The sequence below is a fragment of the Synechococcus sp. CCAP 1479/9 genome (genome assembly GCF_019038535.1).
GTDB lineage: Bacteria > Cyanobacteriota > Cyanobacteriia > PCC-6307 > Cyanobiaceae > Cyanobium.
Map to the genome: position 1 here is coordinate 191,108 of NZ_JAFKRK010000016.1, position 16,878 is coordinate 207,985.

A 16,878-nucleotide genomic window follows, 5' to 3' on the forward strand; every position below is an offset into this window, starting at 1 on the left:
CCGGCTACGGCGAAGGATCGAGCCGTGACTCACGGCTCTCCATCATTGCGGCCCCTAAACCTACGCCAGCACCTTCGCCTCCTCCTCCACGCTCACCACGCGGCCGGCATCCTCGAAGCCATCGATCTGGTCGAAGTTGAGGTAGCGGTAGAGCTGGTCGGAGAGGGGGTCGATGTTGGCGGCCACGATCTCCAGGTACTCGGCCGGGCTGGGGATGCGGCCCAGCAGGGCGCACACCTTCGGCTGAAGTTTGCCGAAAGATCAGCAGTTCTGGGAGAGTTCAGTCGTGGAGGCGCTGGAGGACCCATGTGCACCGGAGTGTCCCAGCCCAACTCCATACAGCCTGCCGTGGACATCGGCCTGCTGATGCAGGATTGGGCGACCTCCGCTGCCCAACCCATGACGGTGTTCTCCTGGGCCGGTGATCGTGTCCTCATCCCTCTGGACGGGAAGGACACCGCTCAGAAGGACACCGTGATGGAGGCCACCCTTCCGCTTGGGTCAAGTGGCAAGCCACAGAGGAGACCCCTTGAGTCGAAAAGTCGAGAAGATACCGTCATCAAGAGTTGGACTCCCTGCCTGCCACTCGGCGGCAGCGTGATGCGGCTCAGTACTTGGTAGGGACACAACCTATGTCAGTACTTGCCCAAATCTGTTGAGCAATTGCTTTAATTGCGTCGCGCAACCAGCGATTGGCTTCATCTTGATCACTTAAAGTGCTCCATAGCATTGAAACCGTCCACGGTTTTGTTCTGATTGGCAGCTCAAAAACCGTTAAATCGCAGACAGATGCTAAACGAAGGGCAATGCGTTGGGGAAGTGCTGCGACCAAATCGCTCGATGCGATCGCAAATGGCAACACCATCATATGCGGAGTTGTGAAGGCAATCTGGCGCTCTAAACCATTCTCATTCAACGCCTTGTCGAGGGCACCTGTAGAGTCTCGACGAAGAGTTGTGAGCGCGTGGGAAAGCTGGGCAAAGACTTCTACACTTATCATCCCTTGCTGAAGCGCAGGATGCCCTTGACGGGCGATTCCCACAAATCGTTCTTCAAAGATAGGCTCCCATTTTGTTTTTCGCGGCGGATCGGGGAAAACACCCACCGCCACATCAATTTCCCCTTGTTCCAGCAGATCTCCAACGCTGTCCTTCTCAAATCCAATCATTCGAAAGTTAATGGATGGAGCTGCTTTCTGTCTTAACTCCAGCAGCTGTGGCACCAGCACAAAGCTGGTGTAATCCGAACTGCCGATGGCAAATGTGCGGTCGCTCGAAGGTGGATCAAAGGTCTGGCTGGCGGTGATAGTCTGGCGAATCTGCTGCAATGCGGCCAATAGGCTTGGTGCGATGGCTTGGGCTTTGAGTGTTGGCTGCATCTGCCGTCCCAACCGCACAAACAGCTCATCTTCAAACAGAAGACGCAGACGACTGAGTGCAGCACTCATCGCAGGCTGACCAATCTGAAGCTGCTCGGCGGCCTTCGTAACGCTGCGCTGGTCAAGAAGGGCTTCAAAGGCAACCAACAAGTTCAAGTCGATCGCAGCCAAGCTTATCGATTTCATTGATAGTCTTTATCTAAAAGATTGACTTGGTAAAAAGGATAGCGCTTGTTAGGTTGGCTCAGAATCCATGCTAATCAAGGGATCTGATCGCCATGACGCAGAAAGTTGCTGTAATCACGGGCAGTCACAAGGGGCTGGGTTATGCGATCGCTCGCAAGTTAGCGCAAGTCGAGAACATTCAAGTTGTTGTCACGAGTCGCCAGGAGCAGGATGGGATGGACGCTCGACAGCGGCTAGCTTCTGAAAATTGTCACGTGGGCTTTCACCCTCTGGATGTCACCAGTGATGCCAGCGTCCAACAGTTTACCGCCTGGATACAGCAAGCCTATGGCAGGGTCGATATTCTAGTCAACAATGCAGGCGTTAATCCCTCTGCGAAACCCGAGGAAGCCAGCCTGCTTTCGGTGAAGGTTGATACGATGCTGGATACATTGACAACCAATGTCTTGGCAGTAGCGCGTATCACCCAGGCATTGCTGCCATTAATGAAAGCCCAAAACTATGGTCGAATCGTCAATGTGTCTACTGAGATGGCATCCCTCACGTCGATGGGGAGTGATTTCTATCCATTAGCTCCTTCTTATCGCCTTTCGAAAGCTGGTCTGAATGCCCTGACAGTGTTGTGGGCAAAGGAGCTAAACGGCACCAATATCGTGGTGAATGCTTACTCCCCTGGCTGGATGCAGACTGATATGGGTGGCTCTGGTGCGCCCTTCACAGCCGATGAGGGTGCGGAAGTCGCCGTCTATCTGGCCACCCTTCCGGAGGGCGGCCCTCAGGGCAAGTTCTTTGCAGAAATGCGTAAGTTTGGAGGCCCGATCGCTCTCGCATGGTAACCGGTCGCCTCCACAAACAGCGTTCCAGCCCGATGGAAGCCATGGATTGATCGGACGTCTGCAAGCCCGCTTTGGCTCCGGCCGGCTCGCCAGTCATCGGCTGCAGGGCCGGCCTTGCCCCCCTACACCTCCGCCAGCACCTTCTCTTCCTCCTCCACGCTCACCACGCGGCCCACATCCTCAAAGCCATCGATCTGGTCGAAGTTGAGGTAGCGGTAGAGCTGGTCGGAGAGGGGATCGATCTTGGCCGCCGCGATCTCCAGGTACTCGGCCGGGCTGGGGATGCGGCCCAGCAGGGCGCACACCGCCGCCAGTTCGGCGCTGCCCAGGTACACCTGGGCGCCGTTGCCGAGGCGGTTGTTGAAATTGCGGGTGCTGGTGGAGAACACGGTGGTGTTGTCCTCCACCCGGGCCTGGTTGCCCATGCAGAGGGAGCAGCCGGGCAGCTCCATGCGGGCGCCGGCGGTCTCGAACTTGGCGGTGTAGCCCTCGGCCCGCAGCATCTCGTCGTCCATGCGGGTGGGCGGGCAGACCCACAGCCGGGCGGCGCTGGTGCCGGCCCCGTCCAGCACCGTGGCGGCGGCGCGGTAGTGGCCGATGTTGGTCATGCAGGAGCCGATGAACACCTCATCGATCCGGTCACCGGCCACCTCGCTCAGCAGCTTGACGTTGTCGGGATCGTTGGGGCAGGCCAGGATCGGTTCGGTCAGCTCGTCCAGGTTGATGTCGATCACCGCTGCGTATTCGGCGTCGGCATCGGCCTCCATCAGCACCGGATCGGCCAGCCAGGCCTCCATCGCCTTGATCCGCCGCGCCAGGGTGCGGGCATCGCTGTAGCCCCGGGCGATCATGTTGCGCATCAGCGCCACATTGCTGCGCAGGTACTCGCTCACCGTCTCGACGCTCAGCTTGATTGTGCTGCCGGCGCAGGAGCGTTCGGCGGTGGCGTCCGTCAGTTCAAACGCCTGCTCCAGCTTCAGGTCGGGGAGCCCCTCGATCTCCATGATCCGGCCGCTGAAGATGTTCTTCTTGCCGGCCTTCTCCACCGTCAGCAGGCCCTGCTGGATGGCCACGTAGGGGATGGCGTTCACCACGTCCCGCAGGGTGACGCCCGGCTGCAGGGAGCCGGAGAAGCGCACCAGCACCGACTCGGGCATGTCGAGGGGCATGGCGCCGATGGCGGCGGCGAAAGCCACCAGGCCGGAGCCGGCCGGGAAGGAGATGCCCAGCGGGAAGCGGGTGTGGCTGTCACCGCCGGTGCCCACCGTGTCCGGCAGCAGCAGGCGGTTGAGCCAGCTGTGGATGATGCCGTCGCCGGGCCGCAGGGCGACGCCGCCCCGGGAGCTGATGAAGTCGGGCAGCTCGGCGTGGGTCTTGAGATCCACCGGCTTGGGGTAGGCGGCGGTGTGGCAGAAGCTCTGCATCACCAGATCGGCGGAGAAGCCCAGGCAGGCCAGCTCCTTCATCTCGTCGCGGGTCATCGGCCCGGTGGTGTCCTGGCTGCCGACGCTGGTCATCAGCGGTTCGCAGCTGGTGCCCGGGCGCACCCCCGCCAGGCCGCAGGCCTTGCCCACCATCTTCTGGGCCAGGGTGAAGCCCTTGCCCGTGTCGACCGGGGCCACCGGCCGAATGAAGGCCTCCGACGGGGGCAGGCCCAGCTGCAGCCGCACCTTGTCGGTGAGGGAGCGGCCGATCAGCAGGGGGATGCGGCCGCCTGCCCGCACCTCGTCGGCGATGGTGCTGGGCTTGAGCTCGAAGCGGGCCAGCACCTCCCCGGCCCCCGGTTCGCCGGCGGCCCGCTCGATCGTGCCGGCGTGGGGCCGGATCGTGATCACATCGCCGCTGTTGAGGGCGCTGACGTCGCACTCGATCGGCAGGGCGCCGGAGTCCTCGGCGGTGTTGAAGAAGATCGGCGCGATCTTGCTGCCCAGCACCACCCCGCCGCTGCGCTTGTTGGGCACGTGGGGGATGTCGGTGCCGATGTGCCAGAGCACCGAGTTGATGGCGGATTTCCGCGAGCTGCCCGTGCCCACCACATCGCCCACGTAGGCGAGTGGGTGGCCCTTCGCCTTCAGCTCGGCGATCAGGGCCAGCCCCTCCGGCATCCGCGTCTCCAGCATCGCCATCGCGTGCAGGGGGATGTCGGGCCGGGTGGTGGCGTGGGTGGCCGGCGAGAGGTCGTCGGTGTTGGTTTCCCCGGTCACCTTGAACACGGTGACGGTGATCGCCTCCGGCAGGGGCGGCCGGGCGTGGAACCATTCCGCCGCCGCCCAGCTGTCCACCACCTGGCGGGCCAGGGGGTTGGTCTCGGCCAGCTCCAGCACGTCGTGGAAGGCGTCGTACACCAGCAGGGTGCGGCTCAGCCCCCGGGCGGCCTCTGCGGCGACGTCCGCCTCCGGGCAGGAGAGCAGCTCGATCAGGGCGCCGACGTTGTAGCCGCCGATCATGGTGGCCAGCAGCCGCGTGGCCTCCAGGGGGCTCACCAGGGGGCTGGTGGCCGTTCCCTTGGCGAGCCCACTCAGCCAGCCGGCCTTCACATAGGCGGCCTCATCCACCCCCGGCGGAATCCGTTCGCTCAGCAGGTGCAGCAGGAAGGCCTCCTCGCCGGCGGGTGGCTGCTCCAGCAGCTGGGTGAGGGCCTGGGCCTGGGGGGCGGTGAGCGGCAGGGGCGGCACGCCAAGGGCTTCGCGGGCCGCTGCGGCCTCGCGGTAGCTGGGCAGCAGCTCGGCGGGGGAGAGGGGGGCGGGGCTCGGGGAGGCGGACATATGGACGGATGACCGGGTCGGACCCCCGGTTGGCATGGGCATGGCATCCATTGTTCTTCCCCGCGGGTCCGCCCTCTGGTGACGACGGCTGCAGAAGTCGGCGCTGGCATCGGTGCCGCCAGTTCGTAGGCTGGGGAGTCTGACCAATCCCCGCCGGCCGCCGCGCATGATCCCCACCTCCGATCTCCACGTGGTGGAAACCCGGCCGCTGGTGCCGCCGGCGGTGCTGCATGCGGAGTTGCCCCTCTCGGAGCAGGCGGCCCGCACCGTGCAGCAGGCCCGGGAGCGGATCAAGGCCATCCTGCACGCCGGCGACCAGCGGGTGCTCGTGATCGTCGGTCCCTGCTCGGTCCACGACGTGGCCGCCGCCCGGGAGTACGCCGAAGCCATCGCCCAGGCCCAGCGCCGCCACCGGGACGAGCTGGAGATCGTGATGCGGGTCTATTTCGAGAAACCCCGCACCACCGTGGGCTGGAAGGGGATGATCAACGACCCCCACCTCGACGGCAGCTACGACATCAACACCGGCCTGCGCCGGGCCCGTTCCCTGCTGCTGCACCTGGCGGAGCTGGGCCTGCCGGCGGCCACCGAGGTGCTCGATCCGGTGGTGCCCCAGTACCTCGCCGACCTGATCAGCTGGACCGCCATCGGCGCCCGCACCACCGAAAGCCAGACCCACCGGGAGATGGCCTCGGGCCTGTCGATGCCGATCGGCTTCAAGAACGGCACCGACGGCAGCGCCGCCACCGCCATCAATGCCATGGAGGCGGCCGCCCGGCCCCACCATTTCCTGGGCATCAACAGGGAGGGCCAGGCCGCGATCGTGTCCACCACCGGCAACCCGGACGGCCACCTGGTGCTGCGGGGGGGCAAGAGCGGCACCAATTACCACGCTGAAGCCGTGGAGGCTGCGGCGGCCCTGCTGGCCAAGGACGGCCTGCCGGCGCGGCTGATGGTGGACTGCAGCCACGGCAATTCCAACAAGGACTACCGCCGCCAGGGGGAGGTGCTGCGCCAGGTGGCCGAGCAGGTGCGGGGCGGCTCGGTCCACGTGATGGGGGTGATGCTGGAAAGCCATCTGGTGGAGGGAAATCAGAAGATCTCCGCCGACCTGGACTCGCTCACCTATGGCCAGAGCATCACCGATGCCTGCATCGATCTGCCCACCACCCTGGATCTGCTCGTCGAGCTGGCCGAAGCGGTGCGCCAGGCCCAGTCCCGCAGTCTGGCCCTGGCCTGAGGCTCCGGTCTTCTCAACGGCAGCAAAATCAGCACTCGGAAGGTGAGAGTGCTGATCCGATCTTCTGCAACAGAGTGTTCCTGGTGAACAGCCGAATGGTCTGCCCTGGGTACGTTTGGGGCCAGCAAGATCGTGGTGGGACGCTGATGACCTATCTCCTGCAGTTCTGCGGGTTGTCCGACCCCTTGCAGCTGTTCTATCTCGAGCAGAAATCCGTCGCCTCCCCCTGCGGCGGCCCACCCGCCCCCGGCCCGATCTACGGCGGCTTCCGCCCCTTCCAGCTCGACGACCTGCTGGACTGGGCCCTCGACACGGCCCGGGGCCGCTGCTGGGACGGTGAGGCCATCCAGCGGCTGGTGATCGATGTCTGGATGGAGCGGGCCGATGTGATCCGCCAGTGGCAGCTGCGGCTGCGGGAGGAGCCCGCCGAGCGGCTGCTGGTGGCCGGCATCGGCACCCAGCGCGACTGGGAGCTCCGCTGCGAGCAGCTCCTGAGGGCCTGAACGGCGTTCCTTCAGTCGACCTCGAGGCCGAACAGGTGGCGCATGCGCTCCAGGATCGAGGTCTGGCGGCGGGCCGCATCCGGTGAGGAGAGTTTCTCCAGCTCCGAGCGCCGCTGGCCCACGATCGCCGCCAGCGCCTCCAGCACCCCGGCATCGTCCTCCACCAGGGGCATGAAGTCGTCCCGTTCCACCTCCAGCAGCACGCATTCCCCCCTCGACCGCACCGTGGCCGTGCGGGGTTCCCCAGTGCAGACGGTCATCTCCCCGAAGATCTGATCCCGGCCCAGCACCGCCACCGAGCGCCCCAGGGGGGAGCCGTCGGCCTTGAACACCTCCACCTCGCCGTCCACCACCTGGAACAGGGCCACGCCCTCCTCTCCTTCCGCCACGATCGTTTCGCCGGAGCCGAAGCGCAGGCAACGCACCTCCGAGGCGAGTCGGTTCACCTGTTCGGGGTCCAGCTGGGCGAACAGCCAGCTGCGTCGCAGCAGCTGCGCCGACAGCGAGGCATCCACGCCGGTGGGGTGGGACGGATCCCGCTGGGGCTGGCGCCGTTTCAGCTCCCGCACCGGGTAGGGCAGTTCCCAGCCCTGGCGCTCCAGGGCGTACCAGATCTGCTCCAGCAGTTCGCCGCGCAACCGCAGCCGATCGCCCTCCGAGGGCCCCCGCTGGTACCCCTGCAGCTCGTAGCGGATGCGGGAGTCCTCGTAGGAGCTGATCAGCACCTCCGGCTCCGGTTCGACCAGCACCAGGGGGTTCTCGGCCATCACCCGCAGCAGCAGCTGGCGCGCCCGGGCCGGCGGGATCTCGTAGCCCAGGGCGATCTCGAAGCGGTTCCCCACCGGTTCGTGCTGGCTGAAGCGCCGCATCGGGTTGTCCGCCACCGTGTTGTTGGGCAGGTTCACGGTGGAGCCGTCCTTGCGGCGCAGGCGGGTGCTCATCAGGTGCAGGGACTCCACCGTGCCGCTCTCGTCGCCGACGCTGATCCAGTCCCCTTCCCGGAAGGGCGGATCCACCTGCAGTTCAATGCCGGCGAACAGATCCTTGAGCGTTTCCTGGGCCGCCAGGCCGATCACGGCGGTGAGCACCGCCGAGGTGGTCACGAGGCCCACCAGGTTGAGGTTGGCGAGGCGCTGCAGCACCAGCACCGTGGCCAGGGCCGAGAGGCCCAGCATCAGCAGGTCCCGCAGGATCTTGGCGGTGGGTCGCCACCAGCCCAGGGCCTCCGGGCATTCCAGGGCCAGCCAGGCCACCAGGGCGATCAGGGCGTAGACGGTGGCCAGCTCGTCGACGGCGCCGAGCCACTGCACCCCGGCCGGTCGGGCGGTGCCGCCGATCACGCCCCACAGCAGCACCGCCACCAGCGGCAGCAGCAGGGGCGGTGGCGGCAGCTGGAAGCGGCGGGTGGCCAGCCGCAGCCCCAGCAGGACCGCCGCCAGGGCCAGGCCGATCAGGATCCGCTCGATCGGTCCCATCAGCTCAGCACCCGCCACAGCCCGGCCACCGCCAGGGGCACGCTGATGTTGTCGATGCCCAGCAGGGCCCACTGCTCCAGCCCCGTAGCCACCAGGGCGATCAGGGCGATCGAGGCCGGTGCCGGACCACCGGCCAGCAGGCCCAGGGTCAGGAGCACCACCAGGCTGGCGATCCCCATGGCGGCGGTGCCCGCCAGGGAGCGGCGCTCGCCGAACACCGCCCAGCTCGGTGACGGGATCAGCGGGCCCAGCAGTCCTGCCAGGCCGTCGCCGAACGCCATCACCAGCACTCCCGCGGCCACCGTGTCGGGGTGGGCGGGCCACCAGAGCCACAGCATCAGGGTGATCGAGGCGCCGTAGGCGACCGTGCCGTAGCTGTTGCGCTCCACGTCCTCGATCGCCGGCAGCACCCGCACCCGGTGGTTGAGGGCGGCCAGCAGGGTGATGGCGGCGGCGGCGGGTATGGCGATCAGCCGTTCGACACCGAAAGCCCAGGCGATCAGCACCACCGGCCCGGCTCCGATGTGCACCAGCTTGCGGCTCCATTCCCGCTGAGCGGGCCAGCGGCGGCGCAGCAGCAGGGCACCGGCGCTGAGCAGCGCCAGCCAGAGGGCCACGGCCAGCACACCGGTGAGCCGGGCAAGGTCGTCATGCTCCGGTGGAAGGACCAACGCCAGCAGGGAAGCTTGGGTCAGGCGGCCTGGTGAAGGTTGCTCATCAGGCGCAGTTTCATGATCGCCTTGGCCTCCAGCTGGCGCACCCGTTCCCGGGAGACGTTGATCTGACGGCCGATCTCAGCGAGGGTCAGGGGTTCGGCGCCCTCGAGGCCGAAGCGCAGCCGCAGGATCTTCTGTTCCCGCTCGTTCAGCTGGGAGAGCCAGGCGCCGAGGTGCTCCTTCTGCAGATGGCGGTCCATCGAGTCGAAGTGCTCGTTGCTGGCCGGATCCGCGATCAGCTCGCCCAGGGTGCTGCGATCCTCCTCGCCACGGGCGTGGGCGTCGAGGGAGGCGCAGGGGGCGCTCTGGGTCATCAGTTCCTCGAGCTCCTCCGGCTGCATGCCCATGGCATGGGCCAGCTCGAGCCGGTTGGGCTGGCGCCCGAGCCGGTGGGAGAGCTCGCGGGTGATGCGCCGCATCTTCGAGAGCTTCTCGCTGATGTGAATCGGCAGGCGAATCGTGCGGGCGCTGTTGTCGATGGCGCGCGTCATGCCCTGGCGGATCCACCAGTAGGCATAGGTGGAGAACTTGTAGCCCATGGCGGGGTCGAACTTGTCGACGGCCCGCTCCAGGCCGATGGCCCCTTCCTGGACAAGATCGAGCAGTTCGAGACCCTGGTTCTGATACTTCTTGGCGACGCTGACCACCAGCCGCAGGTTGGCGGCCATCATGCGGTCGCGGGCCCGCTGGCCCATGCGCAGCTGGCGCCTCTGGCGGGCGGTGAGTTCACCATCGACGAGGGCCTGGAGCTTCTTGCCGGCCTGGACGTGGTGGGCGAGTTCGATCTCCTCAGCCGGTGTAAGAAGAGGCACACGGCCGATTGTGCTGAGATACCAACCGATGGAGTCGGCGCTGATGCGCCCCCCCTGGCGGGCCGTGGTCTTGGCTGTGGCTGTCGGCTTGGAACTGACTGAACCGCCGCTGGATTTCGTCCTGCTGGACGAAGCCCCATCTGCGCTGCTTTTCAGCAGCGAGAGGGCGGAATGCAGAGGTGTCCCCATCACCCCAGGCTCCCGAATGAATTTGGCCGGAATGTAGCACCGCAGGAAGGTTGAAGCCCGGATCCAGTGGAAGATTGTATGTATTTTGACTGAAAGATGTTGCTTATGTCGTGATGGCTACGCTTTGGCCTCCGGGACGAGGCCGCCGCGCCAGCGTTCCATGAGGAGCATCTGCGTCAGTTTTGCCTCGCCGGAGTGCTGACGCTGTGCAAAGTGTCCATCGCTGTGCATGTGCCAGGCCCCCGTATCGGTGAGGTACATCTCAAGCAGGGCCTCGACCTGCTTCTGGAGCTTCGGGTCCTCGATCGGCGCCACCGCCTCGACCCGTCGGTCAAGGTTGCGGGGCATCCAGTCGGCGCTGCCGAAGAACATCTCCGGCTGGCCGCCGTTGGCGAACCAGAACAGCCGTGAATGCTCCAGGAAGCGACCGATGACACTGATCACCGTGATGCTCTCGCTGACCCCTTCGAGCCCGGGCCGCAGCGAGCACATGCCGCGGATGATCAGCTCGATCCGCACCCCGGCGGCCGAGGCTTCGTAGAGCAGGGCGATGATCGCCGGATCGACCAGGGCATTCATCTTGGCCTTGATGTGTCCGCCGCGACCGGCCTTGGCATGGTCGATCTCCCGCCGGATCAGCCCCTCCATCCCCTTGCGCAGGGTGACGGGCGCCACCAGCAACTTGCGGAAACTCTGCTGCTTGGAGAATCCGGTCAGGTAGTTGAACAGTTCCACCAGATCCTGGCCGAAGTCCTCCCGGGCCGTCAGCAGGCCGACGTCGGTGTAGAGCGAGGAGGTCTTGGAGTTGTAGTTGCCGGTGCCGATGTGTGCGTAGCTGCGCAGGGATCCCTTCTCGCGCCGCACCACAAGCAGCACCTTGGTGTGGGTCTTGAGCCCCAGTACGCCATACACCACATGCACGCCGGAGCGTTCCAGCTGGCGGGCCCACTGGATGTTGTTGTCCTCGTCGAAGCGGGCCTTGAGCTCCACCAGGGCCATCACCTGCTTGCCGTTCTCGGCGGCGCGGATCAGGGAGGCCACCACCGGCGAGTCCTTCGACGTGCGGTAGAGGGTCATCTTGATGGCCAGCACCGAGGCATCGGCGGCGGCCTGGCTGAGGAATTCCTCCACCGAGGTGGAGAACAGGTCGAAGGGATGGTGCAGCAGCACATCGCCGCGCCGCAGCACCGAGAAGATGCTCTCGAACTCCTCCTGCTTGATCGAACCGTCCTCCAGCTGGCTGCGCTGGGCCCGCACCAGGGCCGGCGCCGTGCGTCCCTTGTGGGGAGCGTCCCGCAGCTGGCTGAGGGGGATCGACGTCAGGCTCATCAGGTCGTCGAGGCCCAGGGGGCCGTTGGTGCGATAGATGTCCTCGGGTTCCACGTCGGTGCCCTCCATCAGCAGGTGCACCACCTCCTCGGGCATCTCGTCGGCCACCTCCACCCGCACCACTTCGCCGCCCACCCTGCGCTTGCGCAGGCCCTCCTGCAGGGCCTCCATCAGGTCGTCGGCCTCCAGATCCCGCAGCTCCAGGTCGGCGTCCCGGGTGATCCGGAAGAAGTAGTGCCCCTCGATGGTCATCCCGGGGAACAGCCAGCGCAGGTTGAAGGCCACCAGCTGCTCCAGGGGAACCGCCGTGAAGCCCGGGGTCGGCACGACGCTGCTGAGCTCGGTGGGGATCGGCACGAAGCGCGGCAGGATCTTCTGCGGCACCTTCACCCGGGCGAACTGCTGCCGGCCCGTGTCCGGGTCGCGGATCAGGGCCGCCACGTTGAGGCTGAGGTTGCTGAGGAACGGGAACGGGTGGGCCGGGTCCACCGCCAGGGGGGTGAGCACCGGGAAGATCGCCTTGCGGAAGTAGTCGTCGGCCCAGGCCTTCTGGGCCTCGTTGAGCCTCAGGTAGTCGAGCAGCTGGACCCCGTACTCGGCGAGGTGGGTCTTGAGGGAGTGGCGGTAGTGCTGCTGCTGCACCTCCAGCAGGGGACGCAGCTTCTTCTGGATCGCCTGCAGCTGCTCCTGGGGCGTCAGGCCGTCGTCGCTGCGGCCGGTGACCCCCGCCTCCAGCTGGGACTTCAGCGAAGCCACCCGCACCATGAAGAATTCGTCGAGGTTGTTGCTGAAGATGGCGCTGAACTTGGCCTGCTCCAGCAGCGGCGTGTGCTCATCGAGCGCCAGGGCCAGCACCCGATGGTTGAACTCGATCCAACTCAGCTCGCGGTTGATGTAGAGATCGGGAGCGACGACCGGCTGCGACGACATACGGCGGGGCTCCGCGAGCATGAGAAAACGCAAGGTAGCAATGGCGATCCCGCGCTCAGGGTGTCGCCTCTGCTTGACGGTGGGAGCCCGCCGCCACAAGCCACACCACGACGGCCATCAGCAGAATCCCCAGCCAGAACGGACTGCGGCGGCCGATGGTCTCGTAGGCCAGCCCCGCCAGGGGGGGGCCCAGGAAGCTGGCCAGGCTCTGCAGCCCCTGCAGGCTGCCCAGGGCGGCGCCCTGGCCGCTGTCGGCGAGGCGCCGTGACACCAGGCTGCGCAGGCTGGGGGTCACCAGGCCGGTGCCCAGCGCCAGGATCGCCACCGCCGTGAACACCAGGGGCACGGCGTTGCCCCGATCCGCCAGGGGCACGAGCAGGAAGCCCGCCATGACGCAGCCCAGGCCGATCTGGGTGAGGCGCCACTCCCCCAGCCGCTGCACCAGCGGACCGATCAGGCCCCCCTGCACCACCGTGGCCACCACGCCGACCACCAGGAAGGCGCCGGCCGACAGGCCCGGGCCCCAGCCGAAGGCCTGCTTGAAGTACAGGACCAGCAGGGCGGTGAAGCCGCTGAACCCCAGGAAGAACAGGAAGAAGGCGGCGCAGAGGCGGCGCACCCTCGGATCGGCGAACACCCGCTGCAGCTGGCCGAAGGGCTGCAGCTCCCAGACCCTGGGCAGGGGCAGCCGCTCGTTGGGTGGATGGGTTTCCGGCAGCAGGGTCACCACCACCACCAGGTTCAGGGCGGCGAAGCCGACGGCGAGCAGCAGCGGCAGGCTCACGTTGATGCGGCCCAGCAGGCCGCCCAGGGCCGGGCCGAGGATGAACCCCAGCCCGAAGGCCACGCCGATCAGGCCGAAGGCCCGGGCCCGCCGTTCCGGCGTCGAGATGTCGGCCAGCACGGCCGCGGCCGTGGCGGCGGTGCCGCCGCTGACCCCGTCGATCAGGCGGGCGGCGAACAGCAGGGCCAGGGGCAGGCCGGCGGCGGCGGCCTCGGGCCAGAGGCGGCTCCAGGGCAGGATCACGGTGAGGGCGAACAGCCCCAGGCCCAGCACCGAGCCGGCCACGCAGGCGGTGATCACCGGCTTGCGGCCGTAGCGGTCGCTGAGGGCCCCGATCAGGGGGGTGAAGCTGAACTGGGCGATGGCGTAGCTGCCGGCCAGCAGGCCCAGGGTGCGGCCGTCGGTGGTGAAGTCCGCGAGCAGGAACGGCAGCAGCGGGAAGACGATGCTCTCCCCCAGCCGGTCGTTCAGCAGCGTCAGGAAGGCGCAGAGGAGGGTGGAGGGGCGCGAGAGTCGCACGGCCGGGCGCCGGGGATCCCTGCACCCTCCCATGCCGGGGTCACCCCTTCCGGCGACGGCCCAGGACCCCCTTGATCCGATGCTTGGCCCTGGCGACGGCCGTGCGCAGGGCCTGCCGCAGGGCGGCGGAGCGGGATTGGGGGGCCCGGTACTCCTGGTGGAAGGAGGGCGGGATCCCCCGCAGGCCCTCGATGCGGCGGCAGGGGATCGGGTAGGGGCTGGACGGGGCGGCCCTGCCCTGCTGATCGAGCTCCTCCAGCAGCCGGCGCCACAGCAGGTAGCTGGCGTCGGCGTTGTAGTGGGTGCTGACGAGCTCCCGGGCCGCCGTCGAGCAGCGCCGCCAGAGGGCGGGATCGTCGGCCAGCCGCCGCAGGGCAGCGGCGGCTTCCTCGGGATCCTCCGACACCAGCAGACCGGTGCGCCCATCGTCGACCAGCTCGGGGATACCGCTGGGGATGCGGCGCACCACGGGCACCACCCCGGCCGCCATCGCCTCCAGCAGGGCGATCGGCAGCCCCTCGAAGTCGGACATCAGCAGGATGGCCTGGGCATCCAGCAGCCGGGCCTTCACCTGCTCGGGGGGCAGCGATCCGGTGAAGTCGATCGCCGCGGCGAGGCCGGCCTCGGCTACCTCCCGTTCACAGGCCTCCCTGGCGTAGCCATCGCCGATCAGGGTGGCGCGGATGGAGGCCTTCGACCGGCAGGCCCGGATCAGCGTCCGGATCACCAGGGAGGCGCGCTTCTGGTGCTCCCAGATCCTGCCGCTGAACACCACCCGGAAGGGATCGGCGCGGACGTCCGTCGCCGTCGCCGGCACCTGCACGCCGTAGGGAATCACCCGGGTCGGCCGATCGATGCCCCTGGCGGTGCAGGCCTCGCGGATGTGGCGCGACACGCAGACGAGCTCACTCCCCTGGCGGGAGCCCCCGAACGCCCCGACGGTCGCCCAGTAGTCGGGATCATCCGAATGCAGGGTGAGGGCCCAGGGCAGCCCCCGCCGGCCGGCCTGGGCCGCCGCCGCGTAGTGGGCCGGCTTGCACTGGGGCAGGAACACCGTGGGCCGCCAGTGGTTGAGGAAGGCCAGGGTGTCCCGGGCGTCCGCTTCGAGGCTGGCCCGCCTGGGCGTGGCGAACACTTCGATGCCCTGGCGCCGCAGCGCCTGGAACAGCGGCGGTTCGCCACTCCCTTCCGCGCTCCCTTCGCCGCTCCCTGCGCCGGGGGCGATCACGAAATGGATGGCGACGCGGACACCATCGGCCGCCAGTCGTCGGGCCAGTCCCAGCACCCAGGTGGTGACGCCGCTGATGTCATCCGCCTGGCTGTAATGGGCAAAGGCGACGCGCAATGACCACCCAGGGCTTTGGGGCCCAAGGATAGTCGTGGCCACCGGGCCGGCCCTGCTCCTGGCGTTTCAGCCGGTGGGCCAGCGCAGGTAGCGGCGGCGAAGTTGCGGCGACTGCAGCAGCCGCGCGTACAGCCCCAGGCGCAGGGGGCCGTGCAGGATCCGGATCAGCAGCTTCTCGGCCAGCGATGGCCGGTAGCGCCAGAGGTATTCGTAGAGAATCCAGTCCCAGCCGCCGCTGGTGGCCACGGCATGCCAGTGCCAGGCCGGCTTCGGCCGGGTGATGCGCAGCACCGAGGCGATGGCGGAGGAGTATTCCGCGAAGCGGAGTCTTTCCTGGCCGCGGCTGACGGTGCTGCGGGTGGTGCGGTCGTGACAGCGGAAGCCGGAGAGGGCCTCGGCGTCGAAGGCCACCGTGCCGCCCATCCGCATCAGGTAGTAGCTCCAGAACAGCCAGTCGCCGGTGCAGCGCCGCCCGGCGGTCAGCGGGCCGAGGGCCTGCAGGGTCGCGGCATCGGGCTTGCGGAACACCACGCCACTGGCATTGGCGATGACATTGCCCCGGTCCATGTAGGTGCGACACAGCTGCGACCCTTCGAGGGTGAAGGAGTGCTGCCAGCGCTCGGCGTCGAAGTGATCCGGCCAGAAGCTCTGGTCGGTGATCGGATCACCCGTGGCATCAATCGTGGTGGTGCGGCAGTACGCCAGCACGCTGCCGTTCTCCAGATGGCCCACCATCCGTTCGAGAAACAGCGGTGCGCAGGTGTCATCCGATTCGGCGATCCAGATGTAGCGCCCTGCAGCCATGTCCATGCCCTTCAGCCATTGCGAGCAGGGCTGACCTGAGTTGACCGCATTGCAGACCAGCCGGTGGGGATGGGCCCGCAGCCGCTCCCGGATCACCGCGAGGGAATCGTCCCGGGAGGCGTCATCGAGAACGATCAGCTCGAAGTCCTGAAATGTCTGGTCGAGAATCGATCGCAGCCGCTCCCCCAGGAAGGCCCCGTGGTTGAAGTTGGGTACGATGACGCTCACCAGGGGCGACTGGTCGGACCGCTTCATGTCGGCGCACTGCCCAGCGCACTGCCCAGCGCACTGCCCAGCGCACCACCTGGCGCACCACCCAGCGCCCCGCCCGGCTTCCGGCGGCCGCATGGCCCGCCCCGGCCCCTTCCCCCGATGCCTTCTGCCACCTTGCCTCCAGGGGCGCTGACCTGCAGCTGAATGATCATCGGATTCTGGATCGCCGTCACCGGCCTGGCGCTCGTGCTGTTCCTCGCCGTCCACCTCGGTGGCGTGCTGCTGGCCCTGGTGGATCCGCCGTCGTTCGAGAGCTATGCCGCCTCCCTGCACCAGCAGGGCTGGCTTCCCTGGCTGGAGCTCGCCCTGCTGGCGGCCGCTCTCGGCCATCCCCTGCTCTCGCTGCACCGGGCCCACGTCAATCGCCAGGCCCGCGGCCCGGCGTCCGGCCCCCTGGGCAGCCGCCGGACGGGAGCGTGGGAGCCCCTGGCGGCACTCGCTGGCCGGGCCATCCCCTGGAGCGGCTCGTTGCTGCTGCTGTTTCTCTGCCTGCACCTCGCCCAGCTGCGCTGGCATCGCCCGGCGGCGGGGGCTGAGCTGGCCGCCGTGCTGGAGGTGCTGGCGACGCCCTGGTGCCTGGCCCTCTACGGGGCCGCCGGGGTGGCGGCGGGTCTGCACCTGATCCACGGCACCGAGAGCGCCGTGCGCCGACTGGGGCTGCTGGAGCCCGCCAATGCGGCCGCCCTGCGGCTGGGGGGCCGGGGGCTGGCCCTGCTGCTGGGGGCGGGCTTCACCCTGGTGCCGATCGCCCTGGTGCTGCGGCCCGCGGGCCCGCTGCTGGCCGGCGGATGAGC

13 protein-coding genes and 1 pseudogene are annotated in these 16,878 nt (G+C 67.6%); 4 read left to right on the plus strand and 10 right to left on the minus strand.

Annotated elements, in window-relative coordinates:
- Positions 1-60 precede the first annotated feature (60 nt).
- Positions 61-237 (minus strand): annotated as a pseudogene (locus KUG38_RS05265) (hypothetical protein); the annotation flags it as partial.
- A gap of 370 nt (positions 238-607) precedes the next feature.
- On the minus strand, positions 608-1,549 hold the full coding sequence (locus KUG38_RS05270) for a LysR family transcriptional regulator (protein WP_219903829.1): 942 nt from the start codon (positions 1,547-1,549) through the stop codon (positions 608-610).
- Positions 1,550-1,656: 107 nt separating this feature from the next.
- Here KUG38_RS05270 and KUG38_RS05275 point away from each other — a divergent pair, with 107 nt between their 5' ends.
- Positions 1,657-2,400, plus strand: a complete 744-nt coding sequence (locus KUG38_RS05275; RefSeq protein ID WP_216919595.1) for an SDR family oxidoreductase — start codon at positions 1,657-1,659, stop codon at positions 2,398-2,400.
- Positions 2,401-2,522: 122 nt separating this feature from the next.
- Here KUG38_RS05275 and acnB read toward each other — a convergent pair whose 3' ends face one another.
- Positions 2,523-5,123 (minus strand): bifunctional aconitate hydratase 2/2-methylisocitrate dehydratase, encoded by a 2,601-nt coding sequence (gene acnB / locus KUG38_RS05280; protein WP_502988686.1) that lies wholly within the window; start codon positions 5,121-5,123, stop codon positions 2,523-2,525.
- Positions 5,124-5,331: 208 nt separating this feature from the next.
- Here acnB and KUG38_RS05285 point away from each other — a divergent pair, with 208 nt between their 5' ends.
- Both KUG38_RS05285 and KUG38_RS05290 read left to right on the plus strand, forming a co-directional pair.
- Positions 5,332-6,405 (plus strand): 3-deoxy-7-phosphoheptulonate synthase, encoded by a 1,074-nt coding sequence (locus tag KUG38_RS05285; RefSeq protein WP_216919597.1) that lies wholly within the window; start codon positions 5,332-5,334, stop codon positions 6,403-6,405.
- A 146-nt stretch (positions 6,406-6,551) separates the two neighbouring features.
- Positions 6,552-6,908, plus strand: coding sequence for a hypothetical protein (locus tag KUG38_RS05290; protein ID WP_216919598.1), 357 nt, complete (start codon positions 6,552-6,554; stop codon positions 6,906-6,908).
- Positions 6,909-6,919: 11 nt separating this feature from the next.
- Here KUG38_RS05290 and KUG38_RS05295 read toward each other — a convergent pair whose 3' ends face one another.
- The 7 genes from KUG38_RS05295 to KUG38_RS05325 all read right to left on the minus strand — a co-directional run bounded on the left by KUG38_RS05295 (position 6,920) and on the right by KUG38_RS05325 (position 16,066).
- A complete protein-coding gene (locus KUG38_RS05295) occupies positions 6,920-8,383 on the minus strand; it encodes a mechanosensitive ion channel family protein (protein ID WP_216919599.1) in 1,464 nt (487 codons plus the stop codon).
- A complete protein-coding gene (locus KUG38_RS05300) occupies positions 8,383-9,054 on the minus strand; it encodes a diacylglycerol/polyprenol kinase family protein (protein WP_216919600.1) in 672 nt (223 codons plus the stop codon). Before KUG38_RS05300 ends, KUG38_RS05295 begins: the two co-directional genes overlap by 1 nt.
- Positions 9,055-9,074: 20 nt before the next feature.
- Positions 9,075-10,100, minus strand: coding sequence for a sigma-70 family RNA polymerase sigma factor (locus tag KUG38_RS05305; RefSeq protein ID WP_216919601.1), 1,026 nt, complete (start codon positions 10,098-10,100; stop codon positions 9,075-9,077).
- 117 nt (positions 10,101-10,217) lie between these two features.
- On the minus strand, positions 10,218-12,359 hold the full coding sequence (gene ppk1 / locus KUG38_RS05310) for a polyphosphate kinase 1 (protein ID WP_286195647.1): 2,142 nt from the start codon (positions 12,357-12,359) through the stop codon (positions 10,218-10,220).
- Between the two features lie 55 nt (positions 12,360-12,414).
- Positions 12,415-13,695: an MFS transporter gene (locus KUG38_RS05315; protein WP_216919603.1), complete on the minus strand. Its 1,281-nt coding sequence runs from the start codon at positions 13,693-13,695 to the stop codon at positions 12,415-12,417.
- 7 nt (positions 13,696-13,702) lie between these two features.
- On the minus strand, positions 13,703-15,007 hold the full coding sequence (locus tag KUG38_RS05320; protein WP_216919604.1) for a glycosyltransferase family 4 protein: 1,305 nt from the start codon (positions 15,005-15,007) through the stop codon (positions 13,703-13,705).
- A 66-nt stretch (positions 15,008-15,073) separates the two neighbouring features.
- Complete coding sequence (locus tag KUG38_RS05325) at positions 15,074-16,066, minus strand: glycosyltransferase family 2 protein (RefSeq protein WP_216919605.1); 993 nt, start codon at positions 16,064-16,066, stop codon at positions 15,074-15,076.
- A 162-nt stretch (positions 16,067-16,228) separates the two neighbouring features.
- On the opposite strand from KUG38_RS05325, the gene KUG38_RS05330 reads away from it, so the two are divergent.
- Positions 16,229-16,876: a succinate dehydrogenase/fumarate reductase transmembrane subunit gene (locus KUG38_RS05330; protein WP_216919607.1), complete on the plus strand. Its 648-nt coding sequence runs from the start codon at positions 16,229-16,231 to the stop codon at positions 16,874-16,876.
- Positions 16,877-16,878: the final 2 nt, after the last annotated feature.